Genomic DNA, 25,068 nt, shown 5'->3' with positions numbered 1-25,068 from the left:
AAGGTGTGATAAACATGAATTATGCTCCGATAAAAAAACAAAAAGTACATGAGATTATCATAGGCAGAATTAAAGAGTCCATCGAATCGGGAAAGTTGAAGCCTGGAGACAAGCTTCCGGCAGAAAGAGAATTGGCGGCGATGTTTTCCGTCTCCAGAGGCCCTATTCGTGAAGCGATCAGCGTACTGGCTTCGAAAGGAATTATTACGGTAAAGCCTGGAAGCGGTATCTTTTTGAATCATAATGATGATTTGTTTTCGTTATTCGATTCCATTCTGAACGATGGAGATCACGATATTTTTGAATTGCTGGAATTGCGTATTGGTGTCGAAAGCTATGCCGCCTTTTTTGCCGCCCAGCGAAGAACCGAAGAGGAACTGAAGCGAATCAAAAGCGCGCTTGACCAAATGGAAAGCTCCATCAAGCGGGGCGAGCTTGCCGTTGAAGAAGATTTTGCCTTTCATACGGCCATTATTGAAGCCAGCCATAACTCCCTGATGATCAACACGTTTAAATTAATCTCGGATATGTTTATTCGAGGGGTGTATCAGGCCAGGATCGATGCGCTTAAAATTCCGGGAAAAACGGAAGAGGTGTTTATTGAGCACAGACTGGTCTACGAAGCGATTCTTGCTTCCGATCCTGAAATGGCCCGGAAAGCGATGGCGGATCATATCGGCAATATCTCGCATCAATTGAACGCGATGGAAGAAATCTGATCTACGGGTTCTTTCCAAGCGATCTGGAAAGGACACCGTTTTATATATATGGAAGACGGTCATGCTTGGGTTGACGCATGTTCGCCGCATGACCGCACAAAGGAGATAGAAAGGGGCAGGCGCAACTTGGACAGCTACCAATATTTTATGCCCACGCATATGGAGTGTGGGCAGGGACTTGCGAGGAAAACAGGAGAGTTTCTGAAACCGTATACCAAAGATAAAGTTTTGATTGTTACTGATCCGGGCGTGAGAAAGGCGAACATTCTGGAGCCGGTCGAAGCGTCTTTGAAGCAGTACAGCATCCCATATGATATTTTTGATGAAGTGGAACCGAACCCAACGAGCAAGGTGGTTGATAAAGCCACTGCGTTTTTACAAAAGAGCAATTATGACCTTATATTAGCCGTTGGCGGAGGAAGCAGCATCGATACGGCGAAGGCTATAGCTGTAATGGCCAATAACAGTGGAAGCATTCTCGATTATGAGGGAGTGAACAAAATACCCAATCCTTCTCTTCCGTTGGTTGCCATTCCTACTACAGCCGGAACGGGGAGCGAGGCCACGCCATCGACGGTGGTTACGAACACGCAGACCTTATTTAAAACGGCCATTCTAAGTCCGTATTTATATCCGAAGCTGGCGATATTAGACCCTGAGCTTACCTTAAAGCTGCCGCCTTCCATTACTGCCGCAACGGGAATGGATGCGCTTACTCACGCGATTGAATCTTATACCTCCAAGCTAGCGAGTCCTGTAAGTCAGTCTTTTGCGATTCACGCCGTAAAAATGATCGGGGATAACCTGCACAAAGCTTACTTCGTAGGGACGGACATGGAAAGCAGGAAAAATATGCTGGTGGCTTCTTTTATTGCCGGAATCGCTTTTGCGCACTCGCGACTCGGCAATGTACACGCGATTTCACATACGTTTGGAGGCGTTTTTAATATTCCTCACGGTATCGCGAATGCTACTTTGCTGCCGTATGTTCTCGCATTTAACCTGCCTGCATGTCCCGAGAAGTTCAAGGATATTGCCGCAGCCTTAGGGGAAGATGTGAATGGTTTATCTGCGATGGAAGCAGGAGGGAAAGCGATTGAAGCGGTCGTAAAGATGAACAAGGCCTTTAACATTCCGAACAATATCAAGGATTTGGGAGTATCATTGGATTACCTCCCGCAAATGATCAAGGACTCTATGAGAAGCGGCAATGTGTTGGCGAATCCGAGGCTGACCAGTGATAACGATATTAAGCAAATTATTGAAAACGCTTATCAGGGCGTTATATAAAAAAGGGGGTCATGATATTGAAAAAATCGATCTTATCCATGGTATTCGTACTTGCCGCAAGCGCTGCATTGTCCGCATGTTCTTCTGCAGGTTCTTCAGGGGATACGGGAGCCGGCTCGGGCAAAACGTATGAAATTAAGGTTGCGCATGCTGCTCCCGCCACGAATGACCGGCTTGAAATCTCTTTGCAGGAATTTAAAAAAGAAGTGGAAGCCAAAAGCAACGGCGCCATCAAAATTAACACCTTTCCAGCGAGTCAGCTTGGCGGAGAAAGAGAACAGGTCGAGGGCGTTCAGTTAGGTTCGCTGCATATGGCTGCTGTAAGTACAGGACCGCTTCCTGGCATTTTTAAAGATTCCATGGTGTTTGACCTGCCGTTTCTGTTTAACAATGAAGAACAGGCCTATGCCGTATTGGATGGCCCGGTAGGCCAGGAGCTTTTGCAAAATATGGCGGCACAGACGGGGATTCGCGGACTGGCATGGGGCGAGAATGGGTTCAGGCATTTTACCAATAATATCAGACCTGTACAAAAACCGGAGGATTTGAAAGGCCTGAAGATCAGAACGCAGGAAAATCCTCTTCATATGGATATGGTGAAGGCTTTGGCCGCCAGCCCGACACCGATGGCATTTGGAGAAGTGTACTCGGCGCTGCAGCAGGGAGTGATCGACGGCCAGGAGAACCCTATCTCATTGATTGAAAGCATGCGTTTTAACGAAGTGAATAAATACGCTACATTAAACGGTCACGTGTACAGTCCTTATGTGCTAATCATCAATGACGCTTTCTATCAAATGCTTCCGCAGGATCTGCAAAAGGTGTTGGCGGATGCAGCCAAAAACTGGAGTACGGTACAGCGTGATTTGAACAAAAAGCAAGTGGATGCCGGAGTGGAAAACCTCAAGCAAAAAGGGATGAACATTATTGAATTGACGGATGCGGAGAAGGATGCCTTCCGGAATGCGACGAAATCCGTCTATGACAAATATCGTAATGAACTGAGCAGCGGATTGATAGATAAAGTCTTACAGGCTGCCGAAGAAGCGAAGTAAATGGAATAAGCCAGTCCGGGGAGCGCTTTTCCTGGAATGGTTGAAACGGATTGGGGGCGGAATTTTTTGCGGAATTTGGTAACAAGGATAGATAAGATTTTGACCAAAATTGAAGAGAATCTGATTTTTGTTCTGATGCTTGCCATGCTTGTCGTCGTGGTTACAGGGATCATGAATCGTTTTATTCTTAAAGAATCATTGCCGTGGGCGGAAGAGCTTTCCCGTTATTTATTAATATGGTCTGCCTTGATTGGCGCGAGTTTGGGCGTAAAGCATTCCGTACATATCAGCATCGATGCGGTTAAAAACTTTCTGCCTGCGCGACTGCAGCGGGGCATCGTCATTTTGAGCTATCTGATTTCTTTTAGTTTTTGCATAACCGTGTTGGTCATCGGGATCCCGTTCGTGTTGAGATTAATGGAAACCAATCAGCTTTCTCCGGCCATGCGAATCCCGATTTACTTTGCGTATGCTTCTGTTCCGGTAGGTATTTTCTTCATGGCCATCCGTTATTTTTGCTTAACGGTTTATGAATGCACATCCAACCGTCAGGCGGTTGAAAAAGTCAAAACCGACAAGGAGGTTTTGGCAGGGTGAGCGCTACATTATTTGTCTCGATGCTGACGCTGTTGGCATTAAATGTTCCGCTGGCGATCGTGATCGCATTTGCATCGATTATCGCTATTCTATTTGCGTCGGATGTACCTTCGTTTGTTGCGGTTCAAAGAATATTTACAGGTCTGGATTCGTTTACGATTATGGCCATCCCGTTTTTTGTCATCGCCGGGAAGATCATGGAAAAGGGAGGAATATCCCAACGTTTGATCGGACTTGCGGCCAGTATTGTAGGTTCGACAACAGGCGGTCTGGCGATTATCGCGATTCTTGCCAGTATGTTTTTCGCCGCCATATCCGGGTCCGCACCGGCAACGGTGATTGCGATAGGGAGCCTTATGGTTCCGGCCATGGTGAAAGCAGGGTATGAAAAGGGCTTTTCCATTGCGCTGATGGCGACGGCTGGGACCATAGGCGTGATTCTTCCTCCGAGCATTCCTTTCATTACTTATGGAATTACGGCAAACGTCAGTATTGGCGATCTGTTTATCGCAGGCGTCATCCCGGGAATATTGATCGGGATATCATTGATGATTTACAGTTACTTTTATTCCAAGAAGCATGGATACCGTGGAGGAGAAAAAACCAGTTTTTCAAGATTTATCAAGCAATTGAAGGTGTCTATATTAGGCGTTCTCATGCCGGTGATTATTTTGGGCGGGATTTACGGCGGAATCTTTACTCCGACGGAATCGGGAGCAATTGCTTGCGTCTATGGTTTGATCGTTTCCTTTTTCGTATATAAGGAATTAAAGTTATCCGATTTAAAAGGAATATTTGTAGAGTCCGGTTACATTTCCGCTATGATTTTGCTGATTATGGCGGCGGCAAATATTATGAGTTGGATTCTGACGGCTGAGCAAGTGCCTAACAAAGTGGCGGAAATTGTAGGGCCTTATGCTACGAACGGCATCATGCTGCTGATTATTATTAATATTGTTTTGTTAATCCTTGGGACTTTTCTGGAATTAAATGCGGCCATTATTATTCTGGTTCCGATCCTGCTGCCGTTACTGGCCCAGTTTGATATTAATCTCGTCCATTTCGGAGTAATCATGATCGTAAACCTGGCCATTGGTTTGTTAACCCCGCCGCTCGGAGTCAATTTATTTGTGGCCAAAACGCTGGGTGATATCAGTTTCAATATGATTTTAAGAAGGGTCGTACCTTTATTGGTTGTCGTATTGATCGATTTGATTTTAATTACTTTTATTCCAAAAATTTCGATGTTTCTGTTGGGATAGATGATATAATAAGAATGATTCTTCCGAATAGGGAATGAACAGGAGGCGGTTGACATGCTGTATATCAATGGGGAATTTTGTAAGGCCAAGTCCAATCAAACCTTTGACGTGATCAATCCGGCGACGGGTGAAATTGTGGAAAGCGTTGCCAAAGGGGGCGCGGAGGACGCGCAAGCCGCTATTGACGCAGCGCAGGCCGCACTGCAGCCCTGGTCCCGTTTAACGGCAAAGGAACGCTACGCGTATTTGACCCGGACGGCGGGAATCCTTCGCAGCCGTACCGAAACGATCGCGGAGCTGATCACCCGCGAGATGGGTAAACCGCTGGCCGAGGCGAGAGGAGAGATCGCTCTGGCCATTGACTACCTGGACTGGTATGCCGAAGAAGGGAAACGCATCTATGGAGATACCATACCGGCGTCGGCCCCGAACAAGCGCATCTTCGTTTTGCGTCAGCCGGTAGGTGTGGTCGGGGCGATCACCCCGTGGAACTTCCCGATCGCGATGATCACCCGCAAGCTCGCTCCGGCGCTGGCAGCAGGCTGTACGATCATTCTCAAGGCGGCATCGGCTACGCCGCTTGCGGCCATCGAGGTGTTCAAAGCGCTGCATGAGGCCGGTGTGCCCAAGGGTGTGGCCAACCTGGTCAACGGCTCCGCCTCCGAAGTGGTCGGTACGTTGATGGCCAGCCCCGTGGTACGCAAGATTACCTTCACCGGCTCCACCGAAGTCGGTAAAGAGCTCGTGCGCCAGTCGGCCGACACGATGAAGAAGGTATCGATGGAGCTTGGCGGACACGCTCCGCTTCTCGTATTCGAGGATGCCGATCTGGAGAAAGCGGCAGAGGGCGCGATCGCCAGCAAGTTCCGCAACGCGGGCCAAACGTGTGTTTGCACCAACCGCATTTATGTGCAGAAATCCGTCGCCGAGTCCTTTGCCAACATCATGGCGGAGAAAGTCAAGAAGCTGGTCATCGGCAACGGATTGAACGACGGCGTCCATATCGGTCCGTTGATCGACCAGGCGGCGGTGGCAAAAGCGCAGGAGCATATCGACGATGCGGTAGCCAAAGGTGCGACCATCCTGATCGGCGGCAGCAAGCTGACTGAGGGCGAACTGGCCAACGGCTGCTTCTTCGCGCCGACCGTACTGCTGAATGCAACGCATGAGATGAAGATTTCCTATGAAGAAACGTTCGGTCCGGTCGCGCCGATCTTCACGTTTGAAACTGAGGAAGAAGCGATCCGCTATGCGAACGACACCGAATACGGACTGGCCTCTTACATTTATACCAAAGACGGCTCCCGCATGTTCCGGGTGGCCGAAGCGCTGGAGTACGGCATCGTCGGCATCAACGACTCGCTGCCTACCGTGGCGCAGGCTCCGTTCGGCGGGATCAAGGAATCCGGCGTCGGACGCGAGGGCGGCAAGTACGGTATTGAAGATTATTTGGAGTATAAATTCCTGTCCCTCCAGTTGGACCTGTAAAAGGATGATTGCTGTGGCTTACAGAAAAGTAGATTCGGACATCGTACGCAGAGTACGTGCCATCATTCCTGAACATAAGCGTGTGATGACGGAAAAGCCGGATTTGGCCGGCTATTCCTTTGACGGATCGTTTGGCACCTATATGCCGGAACTGGTCGTGCAGCCCAAAAGCACCGCCGAGGTGGCGGCCATCGTCAAGCTGGCCTACGAAGAAACCATTCCGGTGTATCCGCGCGGCCAGTCGACTTCGCTTTCCGGCGGACCGCTTCCTGTCGAAGGCGGCATTGTGCTGGACCTGTCCCGGTGGGATGAGAAGCTGGAGATTTACCCCGAAGATTTAATCGCTGTCGTTTCCCCGGGCGTATTGACCTCAAGTATCCATGCGGCGGCGGAAAAGGCGGGGCTGATGTACCCGCCCGACCCGAGCAGCTCCGCCGTTTCGACCATCGGCGGCAACCTGGCCGAGAATTCCGGGGGCCCGCGCGGCTTGAAGTACGGGGTAACCAAAGACTATGTGCTGGGGCTGGAATTCGTCACGCCGCAGGGCGAAATTATCCGTACGGGCGGCCGTACGGTGAAGAACGTCACCGGCTACGATCTGACCAAGCTGATTGTCGGATCGGAAGGTACGCTTGGCGTCATTACGGAAGCGACGCTGCAGCTGATTCCCAAGCCGCCGAAAACGGCGACGCTGCTGGCGATCTTTGACGATATCGTGACCTCCGGGCAAGCGATCTCGAAGGTGCTGACCTCGGGCATCCTGCCCTCCAAGATGGAGATCATGGATCAGGCCTGTATTCACGCGGTGGAAAACTACGAGCCGAGCGGACTGCCTGTCGATGCGGAGGCGATCATCCTGATTGAGGTGGACGGTCATGCCCGCACGGTAGAGGAAGAAATCCGGGAAGCCGGCCGGATTTGCGAGGCCATCGGGGCCCGCAAGGTACAGATTGCCAGCACGGCAGCGGAGGAGGCCAATTTGTGGAAGGCGCGCAAAATGGTGTCTCCGGCGATCACCCGGGTCAAGCCGACCAAGATTTCCGAGGATGCCACCGTTCCGCGCAGCCAGATTCCGGCGATGTTTGCCCGGCTGAAGGCGATCCGCGAAAAATACAACGTCAACCTCGTCGTATTCGGCCATGCCGGAGACGGCAATCTGCATCCGAACATTGTCGCCGACAAGCGGGACAAAGAAGAGATGAAGCGTGTCGAGCAGGCCGTGACGGAGATCTTTGAGGCGGCCATCGAGTTGGGCGGCACGCTGTCCGGCGAGCACGGCATCGGCAACATGAAGGCGCCGTTTATGGAGATGGAGCTGGGCAAAGCGGGGCTTCAGATGATGAAGCTGATCAAGGATAGTTGGGATCCGAAAAATATTATGAATCCGGGAAAGATTTTTCCTGCTCCCGGGCAGCGGCTCAACTTAACGGAGGGGTAGCGGCCGATGAAGCATACCAAAGAATTGCCATACGACGAAACGATCCAATGCGTCCAGTGCGGCTACTGTTTGCCAGCTTGCCCTACCTATGTGACCATGGAACGGGAGACCCATTCGCCTCGCGGCCGGATCAATCTGGTGAAGATGGCGGCGGAAGGACATCTGTCGCTTCATGAGCTGGAGGGGCCGCTCGATCTGTGTCTGGGCTGCCGCGCCTGTGAAACGGCCTGTCCGTCGGGCGTAGAGTACGGTAAAATTCTGGAAGGTGCGCGGGAAGTGCTGGCGGAGCATAAGGCCCGGCGCACCTCCAAGCCGCTGCGCAAGATGCAGGACGCCATGTTCCGGAACATCTTTCCCGACTCGAAGAAGCTCAAGGTTGCGGCCGATATGATCTGGCTGTACCAAAAGAGCGGTCTGCAGAAGGTGGCGCACAAAGGAAAGCTGACGCGGGTTCTGCCCCAAAACCTGTGGGCCTTTGAGGAAGTGCTGCCGCAGGTGACTTCTCCCGCAGCGCGGCGCCATCGTCCGCGTCTCTTCGAACCGCCGCAGGGGACCAGGCCCAAATGGAAAGTGGCCTTTTTTACCGGCTGTATTATGGATGCGATGTTCGAGAAGATCAACCGGCTGTCTATGGAGCTGTTGGCGCTGGCAGGCTGCGAGGTGCAGGTGATCGCCGAGCAGACCTGCTGCGGGGCGCTTCACGCGCATGCCGGACGCAAGGACGATACGGTGATGCTGGCCAAGCAGAATATTGAGGCGTTTGAGCGGCTGGATGTCGATTTCATTATCAACAATGCGGGCGGCTGCGGCGCGATGCTGGTGGAATACGATCACCTGTTCCATGGTGACCCGGAGTGGGAAACGCGTGCGAAGGCCTTTGTGGCCAAAACCCGCGATATTACCCAGGTGCTGGCGCAATGTGAGCTGCCGCTGGCCAAACCGGTCGACGAGATCGTCACCTACCAGCGTTCCTGCCATATGACCAACGTCCAGAAGGTGGTCAAGGAGCCTTTGGAGCTGATCAAGCGGATTCCGGGGATCACGTATAAGGAAATGGCCAACCCGAATATGTGCTGCGGGTCGGCCGGGATTTACAATGTGGTTAATTACGAGGAATCCATGGAGATCCTCGACGTCAAGATGGAGACGGTAAAGACGACCCAGGCGACGACGATCGTCACCACCAACCCGGGCTGTCTGCTGCAGATGAAGCTGGGCGTGCAGAGAGAAGGCATGTCGGCCAAGGTTCGGACGGTTCACCTCGTTGAACTGCTGGCGGAGTCCTGCGGTATTTCATAAACATCAAGGGGCTGTCCCATAAGTCATCCTGACTGAGGGACGGCCCTTGTTATATGAAAGAAACGACGATAGGGCAGGAGTAAAGGGGGGAAGCACAATCTCATCCAAAAACGTTTTGACGCGTGCTTCCGCATGTTTCAGATTCATACGGGTTTGGCGATTCACAAGCCACGGCCAGCGTATGAGCATGGCCCACCCTATGAAAGATCATGTCTATATTGTAATTTATAAGAAAAGGCGCAGCGGAGCCGTATCCATTTACTTCGGATCATAGAATTGATATCCTTTTTTCAAGGAGGAGGTTACATAAAAGAAGAGAGGACGGGGCATTTTACCTTTTGTCCTGCGTTTGGCAATTTGCGGCGGAAGGAAACGATCGGCCTATGAATGACTTCAGTCGGCACCAAGGCTATAGACGGATGTTTAAAGAAAATCATTTGACGCTGGGACTGTTCTTTCCTTTGGAAGCGTATGAAGGAAGTATTCCGGTCATGAATGTGGAGGAACAAGTCAAGCTGGCAAAAAAAGCGGAGCAATGGAATTTTGCTTCCTTATTTGTACGGGATGTTCCATTATACGATCCCAACTTTGGAGACACCGGACAAATCTACGATCCCTGGGTCTATCTCGGATATATAGCGGCTCACACGGAAAAGATCGCTCTGGGTACGGGAAGTATTATAGTCACGCTAAGGCATCCTTTGCATGTCGCGAAAGCGGCTGCTTCTACCGACCTTATTTCCGGCAGACGGCTGATTCTTGGCGTGGCTACCGGCGATAGGCCTATGGAGTTTCCCGGCTTTTCGGTTGATTTTGATCAAAGAGGGGAACGGTTTCGGGAAGCCTTGTCCGTCATCAAAAACGTATGGAATCAATCATTTCCCGTCATTCAAACCCCCAGGGTACACATGGTCGGCGGAGATCTGGTGCCGAAGCCGGAATTGCGCGACATTCCGGTTCTGGTGACCGGCCATAGCGGCCAGTCGATGGAATGGATTGCGGCCAACGCAGACGGATGGCTGTATTACCCGCGCAATCTCTTTCATCAAACGAGCCTGATTCGGGACTGGCGTTCTCATTTGGAGGTCTTCAAGCCCTTTACCCAGTCTTTATATATCGATTTGGCGGAGGATCCGGATGAAGCGGCCAGCGCCATTCATTTGGGGTTTCGAATCGGCCGCAGGCGCTTGATCCGATTCATTGAAAATTTAAAAGCTGCCGGAGTGAATCATGTCGTATTCAATTTGAAATACGGCAGCCGTCCTGCAGCCGAAGTCATAGATGAGCTGGGCGAAGAAGTGGTGCCTTTGTTTCCTGCTTTAGATGTTTAGATGGTATTCTGACATTGTGAAGAGCATAAAAAATAAAAACGGACGGAGGGTTACCATGTTTGTAGTGAAACTGTATAATCAATCGGCGGAATGCCTGCATATCGGCCGTTTCGATGATCTTGCGTCATCGGAAGAAGCGGCCAAAAAGGGATTAAGATATAGTCATGTAGCGATCATATATGAAGGAGAAATGCCGGTAAAGCTGTATGATCAAGGCGAGTATAAAAACGGTTTTCCTTTAGGGGTCGGAAGCTATTAATCAAAAGACCGGCTAACCAAGCCAAAGTGAATCCAGGATCATCTATCAGATTCGCTTTGGTTTTTTTTTATCCAGCAATTCCCGTATTGAAAAAAGAGGGAAAACCGGAGGGAACGAGGAACTATTACACTATTCAACTATTTCTCGATGATCTTATAAGTTAAAGCAGAATCGATCCGATAAGGAATTTATATTATGATAATATAACGTTTGTTAATAAAACGCAATACAAATTTGCGAAATAGCTTGTTAGTTTGCTCTAATAGTCCTCATAAATACGAAATACACCAGATGGATTAAATTAAAGCGAATAATAAAAAAATATGTAAGCGATTTCAATTGACCCTTGCCTTTCCAATCACATTACGATATATAATCTTGCGATAAAAAAACATAATACGGATGTAAAATCGAGCATTTTAAAGCATGTGTGAGATTTATCACAGGAATTGAGCCAAAACTACCCAAATCTATTCTTGATAATATTCAAACAATTTTGTAAATTATGTATTGTATACGTAAGTCAAAAAAACGTAATAGGAGGTTTTTAAACATGTCATCCGTATCTGTGAACAAGGAAACCGCATTGACACTTAAAAAAGAAAATGGAATCGCAGAAATTCATCTGCACGTGAACAAAACGAACTCCTACAGTCTGGACTTCTATCAAGAGTTGAATGCGGCGATTGACGATATCCGCTTTGATTCCTCGATTAAAGTTGCCATCCTCATGAGCGATGTACCGAAATTTTTCTCTGCCGGAGCGGATATTAACTTCTTGAAGGCGGCTGAGCCCCGTTTCAAAACGCAATTCTGCTTGTTCTGCAACGAGACACTGGATAAAATGGCGCGTTCCCCGCAAATTTTCATTGCCTGTCTTGAGGGACATACGGTCGGCGGCGGTCTGGAGATGGCGCTCGGGTGCGACCTTCGCTTTATGGGGGATCAAGCAGGTAAAATCGGTCTGCCGGAAATCTCGCTCGGGGTGCTCGCCGGAACCGGCGGAACGCAGCGGTTGGCGCGTTTGATCGGTTTCTCCCGCGCACTGGACATGAATATCACAGGCAAAACGATCTCGCCGCAGGAGGCGCTCGAAATCGGCCTGGTCAACGATGTGTTCCCGCAGGAGCAAACGCGCGAAAAAGTGCTGGAATACGCCAGAAACATCGTCAACAGCGCATCCTATGCGGCTTCGAATATCAAGCTTTCCATCATGAACGGCAAAGAAATGCCGCTGAATGTGGCGATTCGTTACGAAGGCGAGCTGCAAAATCTGCTCTTCCGTTCCGAAGATGCTAAAGAAGGTTTAAGCGCTTTCCTGGAAAAACGGCAGGCAAACTGGAAAGGTCTGTAACAAATAAAACGGTTGTTACCCACAGTAGGCAAGAAAACCTCATAACGACGATATCCGCTGCAGCTTACAGCAGATATTGTCGTTATTCCTGCAGTCGTGCAATGAGTAATCCTGAACAAGAAGGTGGATATAACGATGGAATTGCGTGGAATCGGTTCTTCCTATAACGCGGCTACCCGTTTTATCGATGACAATGTGAGTAATGGATTAGGCGACAAAGCTGCTGTTTATTATAACGATCAGAGCATTACCTACAGTCAACTGCAAGAATTCGTTAATAGAGCGGGAAATGGGCTTAAAGAACTGTCGGTTGAAATGGAGAATCGCGTTTTGCTGATATGCCACGATACACCGGAAATGATCGCCGCATTCTATGGTGCGGTCAAGATCGGAGCGGTTCCTATTCCGGTCAATACCATCATGGCGCCTGCCGATTATGAATATTTTTTAAATAACAGCAGAGCGAAAGCGGTTGTCGTCCATGAAGATATCTGGCATAAAATCCGTCATTTGCGTGACCGGTTTATTTATCTCAGGCATGTCATAGTGATTCATGATAGCGCTATCAAAGAGGCGGGCGTGATTGATTATCACGAATGGATCCAAGCGGCTTCGCCTCAGTTGGAGGTGGCTCTGACGGATCCCGGCGATTCGGCCTTTTGGCTGTACAGCTCGGGAAGTACAGGCAAACCCAAAGGCGTGATCCATTTGCAGCACGATATGGAATGGGCTTATAACGCCTACGCCAAACAGATTTTGCAAATCAGGGGAGACGACATTACGTTTTCCGCCTCCAAGCTCTTTTTTGCCTACGGCTTAGGCAATGGCATGTATTTTCCGTTAGGTGCGGGAGCATCCACCGTATTATTGCGGGAGCGTCCAAAACCGGAGACGGTGCTTGAAACCATTGAGAAATATAAGCCGACGATCTTTTTCGGCGTACCGACGCTTTACGGTTCGATGATTGATTTAGTGGAGCGTTCGGGCAAAACGTACGATCTCTCTTCTCTCCGGCTTTGCGTATCGGCAGGAGAAGCACTGCCAGCTCAATTCATCAGGAAGTGGAGGCTGCTGTTCGGCGTCGATATTCTGGACGGAATCGGTTCTACGGAAGCGCTTCACATTTTTATATCGAACAGGGTCGGAGATATACGGGAAGGAAGCACAGGCAAGCTTGTTCCCGGTTATGAGGCCAAAATCGTGAATGAAATGGGAGAGGCTCTTCCTCCCAATGAAACGGGCGACCTGTTAATTAAAGGAGACAGCATCGCCAGCGCCTACTGGAATCTTCATGAGGAAAACAAAAACAAGTTTTACGGCGAATGGTTTCAAACCGGCGATAAATATTATATGGATGAAGAAGGCTACTTTTGGTATTGCGGCCGTTCCGATGACATGATTAAAGTCGGCGGCATCTGGGTCTCTCCTATTGAAGTTGAAAACGCTTTAATCCGGCATGATGCCGTGCTGGAAGTCGCCGTGGTAGGCGCGAAACTGGACAGCAACCTGGTACAGCCTAAGGCCTATGTAGTGTTAAAGGAGGGGGTAGCCCCGTCGGATAGCTTAATGAATGATATGAAGGACTTTTTGAAGAAGGAACTGGCACCCTATAAATATCCGCGAATCATTGAATTTATCGATGAACTGCCCAAAACGGCTTCCGGTAAAATTCAACGCTTCAAGCTGAGAATCAGTTAGGGGACGAGTCCGTACCGCGGCCACCGTAATCTTGAAATTTTCTGAAAACTGGCATAATCTATTATCAGTGATTACCATTTACAATGAAGAAGGAGAACTTAACAAGAATGAAACCCAGATCACTGATGTTTACATTGTACGGTGACTTTATTCAATATTACGGTGGGGAAATCTGGATCGGAAGTCTGATTCGAATGATGGCTGAATTCGGAATCTCCGAATCGTCGGTACGCGGCGCAACGCTCCGTATGGTTCAGCAGGATCTTCTGCAGGTGAGAAGAGTAGGGAATAAAAGCTACTACAGCTTGACGGAAAAAGGAAAACGCAGAATCGAGGACGGCGTCAGAAGGGTATATTCGATCAAAAGCCACAAGTGGGACGGTTTCTGGCGAATTTTAACGTATTCCATGCCGGAGGAAAAACGCGACTTGAGAAACCAGGTTCGCAAGGAATTAAGCTGGACCGGATTCGGGATGATTTCCAACAGCACCTGGGTAAGCCCCAACCCCTTGGAAAAACAAATATTGGAAATGATCGAAACCTATGAATTAAAGGAATATGCGATGCTGTTCAGCTCCAGTTCCCTCTTATCGCATGACCAGCAGTACATCATTGACAAAGGCTGGAATTTGCAAAGCATTCAAGAGGATTACAAAACCTTCATCGAGACCTACAGGCCCAAATACGAGATGCTGAAAGAATGCGTCTGGAACGATTCCTTGACCAGTCTGGAAGCTTTTGTAGAACGAACATACCTTGTTCATTATTATAGAAAATTCCTGTTTAATGATCCCGGCTTTCCTCAGGATCTGCTGCCGCACAATTGGAACGGGAACGAAGCGAGGGATTTGTTTTGGAATATGCACCAGCTTCTCTCCACACTTTCGGTCAAATATTTTGAAAGCTTGTTTGAGCAGGCCCCTGACCGGGAAATTCAGGCCAAAAGGGAGAAGGCCATCAATCCGTTCGCAGAAATATATATTTGACCCATATTTGAAGGTCAATGCGTAAGGAGGAGCTTGCTTTGAAATCACATGCAACAAGAGTTGAATTGATTGAAGTTGCACAAGGTCGCCGTCCCGCGGATCTGTTCATCAAGGGCGGTACGGTGATTAACGTGTACTCGGGCGAGTTCCTGCCGCAGAACGTGGCTATCTACAAAGACCGCATCGCTTATATCGGGAATAGCGAAGCGGCAATAGGGGAACATACCCGGGTGATTCATGCCGAAGGGAAGTATGTCTCGCCGGGCTTTATCGAACCGCATGCACATCCATGGGTTGTATACAACCCTGTCAGCCTCACGATGAAATCGCTTTCATCAGGAACAACTACATTAGTGAACGATAATCTGTTTTTTTATCTCCATATGGGTGCTAGCGGGTTTAAAGCCATGCTGCAGGACCTTAGAGAATTGCCCGGAAATAACTTATGGCTCGTACGCCTGGTTTCGCAGGCGGAGTACCCGAGTGAGCGGGATGAGTTTAACGCCGGGGACGTCCGTTCTTTGCTTGAGCTTGAGGAGGTCGTCGGTACGGCGGAGATCACCCGCTGGCCGCTCTTGTATAAAGGCGATCCGTTTGTGATAGATACGATCGAATATGCCAAGCGTCTGGGGAAAATATCGGATGGACATACGGCCGGCTGCTCCTATGAAAAGCTGAATTCGATCGTGGCTGCAGGCATTAGCGCCTGTCACGAAGCGATTACCGCGCAAGAAGCTTTGGACCGGCTGCGTTTAGGCATGTGGACGACGCTGCGCAACAGCTCGCTGCGTCCGGATTTTCCCGAGATTATGAAGCTGATCACAGAAAATAAAGTGAGTACGAATCGTATTTTGCTGACGACCGATGGCCCTCACCCTGCCTTTATCGAGGAACAGGGCTCTGTCGACGGGCTGCTGAGAATAGCGGTGGAGCTTGGATTGACTCCGATGCAGGCTATTCAAATGGCGACGATTAATCCGGCCACCTTTCTCGGCCTGGATCAGGAAGTCGGCGGAATCGCTCCCGCCCGGCGGGCCGACGTGCTGATTTTGCCGAACCTGGTTGATTTTCGTCCGGAGCTGGTCATTTCCGCCGGTACCATCGTAGCATTGAAAGGCCAAACGCTTGTATCTCCACCGGTCATCGATTGGATGAAATACGTGGCCAAACCGGCGTTTACCATGGAACGGACGTTACTGCAGCATCCGGATTTGTACCGTTATCCGCATACCTCTTCAGCCGAACCCGTACCGGTCATTTATTTTCAAAGCAACGTGATCACAAAGAAAAAAGATACGGAGTTGCCTGTAAACAACGGGTATGCAGACCTGTCAAAGCATCCGGGGCTGGTGATGGCCAACCTGATCGACAGGGATGGCCAATGGATTACCAAAGGCATTATGGAACGCTTTGCCGTAGATTTAGACGGGATGGCTTCCACCTATAATACGACGACACAATTGCTTGTCATCGGCAGGGATGCAGAGGCGATGGCGAAGGCGGCGGCGCGTGTCCATGAGCTGGGCGGCGGTATTGTCATCGTAGACCGTGGAGAAATCATTGTAGAGATTCCGCTTCCGTTAGCCGGAATGATGACCACCGACCCTGAGTTTCACAAGGCGGTAGAGTATCAGGAAGTGCTGTTATCCGAGCTGAAGAAAAGGGGATTTCCTTTCCATGACATCCTGTATACGCTGCTGTTCCTGACATGCGACTTCCTTCCCGGGCTTCGATTAATTCCTCTTGGTCTTTATGACGTCAAGGCTGGCGGAGTCATTAAACCGGCCGCAGCGATAGAAACAGAAAGGGTGTAAGCCGTGAGCGAATATCAATGGATCGGCTTCTCGATCGAAGACAAGGTTGCCACTCTTGTATTACGAAGAGCTCCAGTCAATGTCATGAACATGGAAATGATGGAGGAAATGGTTCACGCATTTAGTTCACTCCATGGCAATGAACATTTGAATGCGCTTGTCATCCGTGCGGAAGGAAAAGTATTCTCCGCAGGGGTTGCGGTGGAAGACCATCTGGGTGATAAAACGGAGCCGATGATTCATCTGTTTCACCGCATGTTCCACTGCCTTGCTGACGTTCCCTGCCCGACGATTGCCGTGGTAGACGGCGCAGCGCTTGGAGGCGGATGCGAGCTGGCTACGTTCTGCGATATCGTGCTTTCCAGCGAACGGGCGAAGTTCGGTCAGCCTGAGATTCATCTGGCGCTGTTTCCACCCGTATCCATCGTGACCTTCCCCTGGATGACCGGCTATAACAGAACGATGGAGCTTTTATTGACGGGTGAGAGCATCAGTGCGGCCAAGGCTTATGAGTGGGGGCTGGTCAACCGGGTCGTTCCTCCAAGCGAGCTGGACGGCGCTCTGGAGCAGCTGCTCTCGCACTTGCGCACCAAAAGCGCCCTGGCTTTGCGTTTAACGCGAAAAACGGTCCGCGAATCCATGGCCCCATCCTTTGCTTCGGCGATCAAACCCGTGGAAAACATCTATTTAAGGGAACTGGTTCAATCCGCAGACGCTCAAGAAGGCTTGAAAGCGTTTTTGGAGAAGCGTCGGCCCGTTTGGCATAACAAATAGAGAGGCGCGCTTGAAGATGGAGCAGATTAGAAAAGGGCTATTTAGAATACCCATTCCGGTGCCGTTCCCGATGAAGTACATCTATTGCTATCTGGCGATAGGACAGCAAGGGATTGTCATGATCGATGCGGGTTTTAACTATAAGGACGCACAAGAGGCATGGAAACAGGCGTTTACCGAGCTGAAGATTCAGCCGAAAGATATCGAGGTCATTTACCTCACCCATTTTCATCCGGATCATTTCGGTTTGTCGGGATGGATGCAGGAATGGACCGGCGCCCTGGTCTATATCAGTGAAGCGGACATGGCGATGGTGGACAGGGCATGGAGAAACGGCGATGTTCAAGCCAAGCTTGTCGGGCAAATGGGCAAAGAGAATGGCGTTCCCGAGTCGTTGGCCGAGCAAATTGTTGAACATATGCTAAAGCTCCATGACCATGTGCTTCCCCTGCCTGAGCTCAGGCCGATGACGATGACGGAAGTAAGACTGGGCGATGAACTCTGGCAGGTGATTCCGACACCGGGTCACAGCGACGGACATCGTTGCTTCTATCAATCGGAGAACCGGTTGCTGCTCGCCGGAGATCATATTCTGGATAAAATTACACCGAATATCAGCTTGTGGCCCGGAGGCCGGTCCAATCCCCTGGAAGACTACGTTCAATCGCTGCAGCAAACGGCGGCGCTTGATATCTCGCTGGCGCTTCCGGCGCACGGCAAGCTGATCGATAACATTCCACAACGGGTATCGCAATTATTGGAGCATCATCAGCAGCGGTTAGAGCAAATGCGGGGGCTTGTGAGGCAGGGGAGGACCGCTTATGAAGTGGCCTCGGATGTATTCCGGCATAAGGAGCTGACCCCGCACCAATGGCGGTTCGCTATGGCGGAGACCCTTGCTCATCTGGAATGTCTGGCGTTTCAAGGAAGATTGAATAAAAGTCAAGACGGTCAACTCAACATTTACACCCAAGCGAATCCCGACGAAATGTTTCTATAAGGATTCCAACGAAAAAAATCTTTTTCCCTCCGTGTTCCATAGTTATAAAAATATATAGGGGTGATCAAGGATGAAAAGAGTAAAAGGGAGTTTATTGATCGTTTTGGCTTTATGTTTGGTATTCGTTACGGCCTGTGGCCAGTCGGCGGGAACAACAACCCCAAGTAACAGTCCCGGTACAGGCGACGCTTCAACTCCCACTGCAAATGGTAAGGACCCTGTAAAAGTAGGAGCCATTTTGCCTTACTCCGGTGTCTACGCTTCTCTGGGTGAGAATTTGACCCGAGGCATGGAGCTTTATTTTGAAAGCGTGAACTGGGAAGCTGCAGGCAGAAAAATCACGCTCATTAAAGAAGATGAAGAGAACGATCCTCAGGGGGCGCTTCGTAAATTACGCAAGCTGATGGAAAAAGACAATATCGATATTTTGACCGGTCCTGTAAGTACGGCTGTCGCTTATGCCTTGCGCGATGAAGTGGACAGCAAAAAGCTGCCGTTTCTCGTATCTCACGCCGGCGGCAACGATTTGACGAGAACCAAACGCAGCGACTACATTTGGCGTTCATCGTTCAGCTCCTGGCAAATCGGGAACTCGATGGGGAAATACGCCTATGATCACATTGCCAAAAAGATTTATGTAACCGCTGCCGACTACGCCTTCGGCAAAGAGGTGGCAGGCGCCTTCAAAGAAGCGTTTACGGCTGCCGGCGGCGAGATTGTCGGTGAAGTGTATCCGCCTCTGGGCTCGAATGACTATGCTTCTTACTTAACGCAGATCAAAGGCAAAAAACCGGAAGCCGTGTATGCTTTCTTCGCCGGCGCCGACGCCGTGCGATTTGTCAAACAGTATGAGCAGTACGGCCTGAAAGGACAAATTCCGCTGATCGGCTCCGGGTGGTTAAATGCGGAGGACATTCGCCCTGAACAAGGCAATTCCCCGGAAGGCATCACCAGCACCATGTTCTGGGATTATCATCTGGATACGCCGGAGAACAAAGCGTTCGTTGCAGCCTATGAGAAGAAGTACAATGCGCGTCCGAGCATCGAATCGGTTGAAGGCTATGACGCCGCACGCGTCATTGTCGAAGCCTTGAAAAGCTTGAACGGAGATACGTCCGATAAGCAAAAATTGTCTCAAGCGATCGGCAAGGTTCAATTTACAAGTCCTCGCGGACCGATCCAATTCGATCCGGAGACGCATCATGTGATTCAAAAGTTGTACCTGATCAAAACAGAAATTCAAAACGGCAAGACAGAGAACAAGGTTGTTGAAGAGATCGGGGAAATTAAAGATCCAGGGAAATGACGGGAAGGCCTTGATAGCCCCGCACCATGAAGGAGAGGGATGGTCTTGGATATTATAGCTATACAGTTAGTCAACGGTTTGTCATATGGTCTGCTCCTTTTTATGATAACCATCGGTTTGTCGTTAATCTTCGGAATAATGGGCGTTTTGAATTTGGCCCATGGTTCTCTTTACATGATAGGGGCCTATCTGGCCCTTAGCATTACTCAGCATATTGCTCCCAACTTTATGTATGCGCTGCTTCTGGCTCCCATTTTTGTCGCCGTTATCAGTTTCCTGCTTGAAATTTGCCTGCTGCGCCCCACTTATAAATTAGGGCACTTGTCGCAAGTGCTTCTGACCTTCGGAGTAGCCTACATTCTTCACGATGTGGTTCGTTTAATCTGGGGCGCCAATGTCAAATCCTTGACGCTTCCCCCTTGGTTAAGCGGGTCCGTAGAGCTGTTCGGTCAAACCTTTCCTCTATACCGCATACTGATTATGGGCTTTGGTCTGCTGGTTGCCGCCGTCATGTGGTACCTGCAGGAAAAAACCAGATGGGGAGCCATTATTCGTGCCGGCTTAAGCAACCGCGAGATGGTAAGCGGGCTGGGCATTAACATCAAAATCGTGTTCTCCGTCGTCTTTGCCATCGGAGGACTTCTGGCCGGACTCGGCGGTGTGGCCGCAGGTCCGGTGCTGGGGCTCTATCTGGGAATGGAATTTGAAGTGCTGATCCTTGCGCTGGTGATCCTGGTGGTCGGGGGACTGGGGTCCATCACCGGCACATTGCTTGCCGGCTTGATTGTCGGCGTAGTGGAAACCTTCGGCAAGGTGCTGTTTCCGCAGCTGAGCTTGCTCATCATTTTCGGACTGATGGCTCTCGTTCTGGTTGTAAAACCTACCGGAATGTTAGGAAAGCAGGTGCATTGATGGCTGGATTGAAAAAGAACCCGGTGGTCTTCTTAGTCCTTTTGGTTGCGCTTTGCATTGCCCCTTTTATCATGTCCAATTATTTCCTCAGCATTCTGGTTGAAATCTTAATTCTGGGCATTTTTGCTCTCAGCCTGAATATCCTGGTAGGTTATACCGGTCTGGTATCGCTCGGACATGCGGCATTTTTCGGTGTGGGGGCGTATACCTCCAGTCTGATTGCGATCCATTACACCTCGAATGTATTCGTCACTTTAATTGCGGGAATCCTTTTATCGCTGATGATGGCCGGTATGATCGGATTTTTCTGCAACCGGGTCAACGGATTTTATTTTCTGATGCTTACCCTCGCTTTTTCACAAATGTTTTATGCGCTCGTGTATCGTTGGGGCAGTCTGACCCAAGGGGACAACGGATTATCCGGAATTCCAAAGCCTACGCTATGGGTCAATGGGCTGTTGGATAGTCCGATCGCGTTTTATTTCTTTATCCTGATCATCTTTTTGATCGTTTTCATCGGTCTGAGCGTGATTCTGCATTCCCCACTGGGCCAAATTTTCGTCGGCATCCGGGAGAACGAAACCAGGGTCAGAGTCATGGGCTACAATACGACGATCTATAAAAACATTTCTTTTATTCTGGCGGGAGGAATAGGCGGGTTGGCCGGCAGCCTGTATGCCTTTTTCAACGGATTTATATCTCCAAAAGATATTTATTGGACGATGTCCGGGGAAGTACTGATTATGGTGCTGGTCGGAGGCGTCGGAACGTTGATCGGTCCGGTGCTGGGGGCGGCTTTTATCGTCATCCTGGAAACGTTCGTCAGCTCCTATACGGATATGTGGATGCTCATTGTCGGTATGACGTTCATCCTGTTCGTTATTTTTATTCCGAAAGGCATTGTCAGTATCGGGTCATTGTGGAATGAACGGAAAAACGTTAATCAGGGGAAGGGTAACGAGAAAGAGTTGAAGGTCAGGATGAGCGGGGTGATTCAGGATGAGAAATGAAGAGCATTCCATCGTGGCGGATCATGCGCTGCGTGTAGAAGGGATCGGCAAGCGATTCGGCGGTCTGGAGATATTAAAAGACATTACCTTTGCCGTTCAACCGGGTGAACGCCGAGCCTTCATCGGACCGAACGGAGCGGGGAAGTCGACCTTGTTTAACATGATTGCCGGAGATTTGGCGGCGTCCAGCGGAGATATTTACTATTTTAATGAGAATATTTCCCGGGTACCCAACCATCAACGGGTCAGAAAAGGCATGGTGAGGACTTTTCAAAAAAGCAATCTGCTTCAAGAGCTGACCGTGCTGGATAACCTGCTGCTGGTGCTGCAGGTGAAGTTTGGGCTCCATCATGTTTGGTTTCGCAAAAGAACCGCCCAACAATTTCCGGAGCTGTACAGCCGGGCAGAGCAGCTCTTGGATACTTGGGGGCTTGCGGACCGGAAGGACACCGTGGTCAAAAAGCTTTCCTACGGAGAGCAAAGGCAGGTCGAGATTATGCTGGGCATTGCGACGGAGCCCAAAGTACTGCTGTTGGATGAACCGACCGCCGGCATGTCCAACACGGAAACCCAGCATATTCTGAAGCTGCTGCAAAATATGCCCAGAGACCTGACGCTGCTGATCATTGAGCATGATATGGAGGTCGTATTCGGGCTGGCTGACCGCATTTCGGTTCTATATAACGGAAATATTTTCCTGGAAGGCGATCCTCAGATGATTAAGACGGATCTCAGAGTATATGAAATTTATTTTGGAAAGGAGGGGGCATAAGATGCTTCAGGTGGATAATATTCATTCCTATTACGGAGACAGCCATGTGCTGCAGGGCGTTTCCGTAAACGTGAAAAAAGGCTCGCTTTCCGTGCTGCTGGGACGTAACGGCATGGGAAAAACGACGACCATCCGCTCTATTATCGGTTTTACCCCTCCAAGACAAGGGAAAATCCGGTTTCAGGGAAACGAGATTCAGAAGCTGCCCTCGTACCGGGTGGCGCAGTTGGGAATCGGATTGGTTCCGCAGGGAAGAGGCGTGTTTCCCAATCTTACGGTAAAGGAAAATCTGACGATCGCCGCCCGGAACAGCTCCAGAAGAGGCTGGACATTAGACAGGATTTATGAGCTGTTTCCCCGTCTGAAGGAACGGGCGTCCTCCATGGGAGGAAACCTCAGCGGGGGCGAGCAGCAAATGCTGACCATAGGCCGTGCGTTAATGACCAATCCCGATCTATTGCTGCTGGATGAACCGTCGGAGGGCTTGTCGCCGCTGATGGTGCAGGAGGTCGAGAACATTATCTCCGCCTTGAAGCAGGAAGGCCTTTCCATGCTGATGGTGGAGCAGAATATATCCATGGCTTTGCATGTAGCCGATTGGGTATATGTGATGTGTAAAGGGGAAGTCGTATTCGATGGGTCCCCCGATGATTTAAAGCGGAATGACGCAGTAAAGCACAAATATTTAGGCATGAGCAGTTAACCGGACGAGGAACGATGGGGAAGATGGTGTTCATCAGGACTTTCGCTGCTTTACCGCAGCCATAAAATAGGTTAGCCCATCATCGGAGGGATGTACTTGAATCAGCTGTTAGCCCATTTCTGCGCCATAGCGCCTTTTTGGAATTCTCTTTCGCAGGAAGATACGACGATCGGCGTATCGGATACCGAAAAGTTTCTGGAGTATATTCCTGGCCGAACCTTTACTTTAGGTCTTAAAGCCGGCGACCCCATTAAGCCGGGAGGCATTACCCATCGAACCCTGACCAGCGGGACGCGGCAAATCGGGTATGTGCCCAGGGAAGTGTTTGGCGTGCCCACCATTGCGATCGGCCTGCCTGTTTATGACGGGGACCGCCTTGTCGGGTGCATATCCACGGCGATTACACGCGAAAAGCAGGAGCAGTTATTTCATGCCGCTGAACGATTGTCGTCGTCCATGCAGCATTTAGCGGCCACTTCGCAGCAGTTCAGCGCCTCCTCTGCCGAAGTGGAACGGATTATTTCGCAAATCGCGGACCAAACCGTACGCTTAAGCCAAAATATTGACGGCATTGAAAGCATCACCAACCTGTTAAAGGAAGTATCGGTTCGGACTCATCTGCTGAGCATCAATACCAAGATTGAAACCGCTCACTTGGGCGACAAGGGCAAGGCGATGGGCGTAGTAGCCCAAGAAATCAACAAACTGTCCGCCGATACGAAGGAATCTTCAACATCGATTGCACATATGCTTGCTGAAATTGCGTCGGCCGTACAAATGATCAATGACCGAATGCAGATGGTCCACAAGATTGTATCCGAACAGCTGGATGGAATTGTAGACATCGCCAGAACGACAAGCGATTTAGCGGAGCATGCCGAGAAACTGCACCGGTTGTCCGAATTTGTTGCCGCCGACTAATGTGGGCTGTGCTCTCCACAGCTTCACGGTAAAGGGGGAAGGTAACCAGTGGATAAAACAGAAAAAAACGGGTGCACAGTATATCCGATCACCGTTTCAACGCCGTATGACGTGGGATACGTAAATATGTATTTAATGGAAGAAAAAGGTAATCTTACCTTAATCGATGCAGGTATGGATTCCGATGAATGCTGGAATGCGTTCCATTTGACGCTGTCCCAAAACGGTTATTCCTTAAGCGATCTGTCACAAATTTGGATTACCCATAACCATCAGGACCATATCGGATTGGTCAATCGCATAACCGCACGGAGGGAAATCCCTGTTTACGCGCACCGGGAATCGATTCCCCGGCTAAAGAGAGACCCCGAATTTCTGTCGCTGCGCATTCGTTTTTTCGAAAAATTATATCGGTCGATGGGCTGCGGTGCGGCCGGAGATCAGCATATTCTCAAGCTGCAGGAGGCCGTCCGGCGGAATGAACAGTTTAAAATCCATGCGGAAATCATTCCGCTTTCCGATTCAGAATATCTGGGAAATGTTCAAGTGATAGAAGTTCCCGGACACGCTCCGGATCACATTGCTTTTTGGGATGCCCAAAGGCAGTGGTTGTTTGCCGGCGATCATCTGCTGAAGACGATCTCCAGCAACGCCTTCATTGAGCCGGACCTGGAAGGAAACCGGAAATTCACCTTGGTTGAATATACCCGTTCATTAAACAGATGCTTGTCTCTCCATGCGGACACCGTATTTCCGGGACATGGGGAGCTGATTGACGATCCCAAGGACCTGATTGAAAGAAGATTAACGCGAATCGGGCAAAAAGCAGAGAAAATACGGGAAATGATTCAAAGCGGCGGTTCGACGGCCTACGAGCTTGCTCAAAGCTATTATCCAACCAAGTATATCCACGTCTTTGCTCCAGTCATGTCCGAAATCATTGGCTTATTGGATTATTTAGAAATGAACGACCGTATTAAAAAGATATTGAAAAATGGCGTGTGGCATTATGAACTTCAGACCTCTTAAGTAAGAATAAATCCTTATTTAAGGGGTTTTTTTATGGGATAAAATGATCTT

Annotated in this window: 23 protein-coding genes; all 23 read left to right on the top strand. The window is 49.8% G+C overall.

The genetic code is table 11. The features are described 5' to 3' along the window. Positions 1-14: 14 nt before the first annotated feature. Positions 15-719: a FadR/GntR family transcriptional regulator gene (locus IJ22_RS16330; protein ID WP_062409580.1), complete on the top strand. Its 705-nt coding sequence runs from the start codon at positions 15-17 to the stop codon at positions 717-719. Positions 720-845: 126 nt separating this feature from the next. Beyond that, on the top strand, positions 846-2,009 hold the full coding sequence (locus tag IJ22_RS16325) for an iron-containing alcohol dehydrogenase (protein WP_054817465.1): 1,164 nt from the start codon (positions 846-848) through the stop codon (positions 2,007-2,009). Between the two features lie 17 nt (positions 2,010-2,026). Next, complete coding sequence (locus IJ22_RS16320) at positions 2,027-3,064, top strand: TRAP transporter substrate-binding protein (RefSeq protein ID WP_201023561.1); 1,038 nt, start codon at positions 2,027-2,029, stop codon at positions 3,062-3,064. A gap of 99 nt (positions 3,065-3,163) precedes the next feature. Further along, positions 3,164-3,661 (top strand): TRAP transporter small permease, encoded by a 498-nt coding sequence (locus tag IJ22_RS16315; RefSeq protein WP_160327389.1) that lies wholly within the window; start codon positions 3,164-3,166, stop codon positions 3,659-3,661. Further along, a complete protein-coding gene (locus tag IJ22_RS16310) occupies positions 3,658-4,923 on the top strand; it encodes a TRAP transporter large permease (RefSeq protein WP_062409578.1) in 1,266 nt (421 codons plus the stop codon). Before IJ22_RS16315 ends, IJ22_RS16310 begins: the two co-directional genes overlap by 4 nt. A gap of 54 nt (positions 4,924-4,977) precedes the next feature. Then, positions 4,978-6,411 (top strand): NAD-dependent succinate-semialdehyde dehydrogenase, encoded by a 1,434-nt coding sequence (locus tag IJ22_RS16305; RefSeq protein ID WP_062409577.1) that lies wholly within the window; start codon positions 4,978-4,980, stop codon positions 6,409-6,411. Between the two features lie 85 nt (positions 6,412-6,496). Further along, complete coding sequence (locus IJ22_RS16300) at positions 6,497-7,849, top strand: FAD-binding oxidoreductase (protein WP_235594358.1); 1,353 nt, start codon at positions 6,497-6,499, stop codon at positions 7,847-7,849. 6 nt (positions 7,850-7,855) lie between these two features. Then, complete coding sequence (locus IJ22_RS16295) at positions 7,856-9,148, top strand: (Fe-S)-binding protein (RefSeq protein WP_062409575.1); 1,293 nt, start codon at positions 7,856-7,858, stop codon at positions 9,146-9,148. Between the two features lie 383 nt (positions 9,149-9,531). After that, positions 9,532-10,479, top strand: a complete 948-nt coding sequence (locus IJ22_RS16290; protein ID WP_062409574.1) for an LLM class oxidoreductase — start codon at positions 9,532-9,534, stop codon at positions 10,477-10,479. 55 nt (positions 10,480-10,534) lie between these two features. After that, positions 10,535-10,738 carry a hypothetical protein gene (locus IJ22_RS16285; RefSeq protein ID WP_054817419.1) on the top strand — a complete coding sequence of 68 codons (204 nt, stop codon included), beginning with the start codon at positions 10,535-10,537 and terminating at the stop codon, positions 10,736-10,738. Positions 10,739-11,291: 553 nt separating this feature from the next. Next, on the top strand, positions 11,292-12,092 hold the full coding sequence (locus IJ22_RS16280; protein ID WP_062409573.1) for an enoyl-CoA hydratase/isomerase family protein: 801 nt from the start codon (positions 11,292-11,294) through the stop codon (positions 12,090-12,092). 135 nt (positions 12,093-12,227) lie between these two features. Then, complete coding sequence (locus tag IJ22_RS16275; RefSeq protein ID WP_062409572.1) at positions 12,228-13,790, top strand: benzoate-CoA ligase family protein; 1,563 nt, start codon at positions 12,228-12,230, stop codon at positions 13,788-13,790. A 107-nt stretch (positions 13,791-13,897) separates the two neighbouring features. Continuing rightward, positions 13,898-14,776: a phenylacetic acid degradation operon negative regulatory protein PaaX gene (gene paaX / locus IJ22_RS16270; RefSeq protein WP_062409571.1), complete on the top strand. Its 879-nt coding sequence runs from the start codon at positions 13,898-13,900 to the stop codon at positions 14,774-14,776. A gap of 17 nt (positions 14,777-14,793) precedes the next feature. Next, positions 14,794-16,590 (top strand): adenine deaminase C-terminal domain-containing protein, encoded by a 1,797-nt coding sequence (locus tag IJ22_RS16265; protein WP_062409570.1) that lies wholly within the window; start codon positions 14,794-14,796, stop codon positions 16,588-16,590. A 3-nt stretch (positions 16,591-16,593) separates the two neighbouring features. Beyond that, a complete protein-coding gene (locus tag IJ22_RS16260) occupies positions 16,594-17,364 on the top strand; it encodes an enoyl-CoA hydratase/isomerase family protein (RefSeq protein ID WP_054817421.1) in 771 nt (256 codons plus the stop codon). A gap of 16 nt (positions 17,365-17,380) precedes the next feature. Beyond that, on the top strand, positions 17,381-18,364 hold the full coding sequence (locus IJ22_RS16255) for an MBL fold metallo-hydrolase (protein ID WP_062409569.1): 984 nt from the start codon (positions 17,381-17,383) through the stop codon (positions 18,362-18,364). Positions 18,365-18,434: 70 nt separating this feature from the next. After that, a complete protein-coding gene (locus IJ22_RS16250; protein ID WP_054817423.1) occupies positions 18,435-19,670 on the top strand; it encodes an ABC transporter substrate-binding protein in 1,236 nt (411 codons plus the stop codon). 45 nt (positions 19,671-19,715) lie between these two features. Continuing rightward, a complete protein-coding gene (locus IJ22_RS16245) occupies positions 19,716-20,582 on the top strand; it encodes a branched-chain amino acid ABC transporter permease (protein WP_054817466.1) in 867 nt (288 codons plus the stop codon). After that, positions 20,582-21,592 (top strand): branched-chain amino acid ABC transporter permease, encoded by a 1,011-nt coding sequence (locus IJ22_RS16240; protein ID WP_062409568.1) that lies wholly within the window; start codon positions 20,582-20,584, stop codon positions 21,590-21,592. The genes IJ22_RS16245 and IJ22_RS16240 overlap by 1 nt, the downstream gene beginning before the upstream one ends. Then, positions 21,582-22,364, top strand: coding sequence for an ABC transporter ATP-binding protein (locus tag IJ22_RS16235; protein WP_062409567.1), 783 nt, complete (start codon positions 21,582-21,584; stop codon positions 22,362-22,364). Before IJ22_RS16240 ends, IJ22_RS16235 begins: the two co-directional genes overlap by 11 nt. Position 22,365: 1 nt before the next feature. Beyond that, a complete protein-coding gene (locus tag IJ22_RS16230; protein WP_062409566.1) occupies positions 22,366-23,067 on the top strand; it encodes an ABC transporter ATP-binding protein in 702 nt (233 codons plus the stop codon). 96 nt (positions 23,068-23,163) lie between these two features. Continuing rightward, positions 23,164-23,988, top strand: coding sequence for a methyl-accepting chemotaxis protein (locus tag IJ22_RS16225; RefSeq protein WP_062409565.1), 825 nt, complete (start codon positions 23,164-23,166; stop codon positions 23,986-23,988). A gap of 48 nt (positions 23,989-24,036) precedes the next feature. Next, a complete protein-coding gene (locus IJ22_RS16220) occupies positions 24,037-25,017 on the top strand; it encodes an MBL fold metallo-hydrolase (protein ID WP_062409564.1) in 981 nt (326 codons plus the stop codon). The last annotated feature ends 51 nt before the right edge of the window (positions 25,018-25,068 follow it).

This window comes from Paenibacillus naphthalenovorans (genome assembly GCF_001465255.1).
Classification (GTDB): Bacteria; Bacillota; Bacilli; order Paenibacillales; family NBRC-103111; genus Paenibacillus_G; species Paenibacillus_G naphthalenovorans.
The sequence above is the reverse complement of the archived record's forward strand: the minus strand, read 5'-3'. Positions and strand labels throughout refer to the sequence as shown.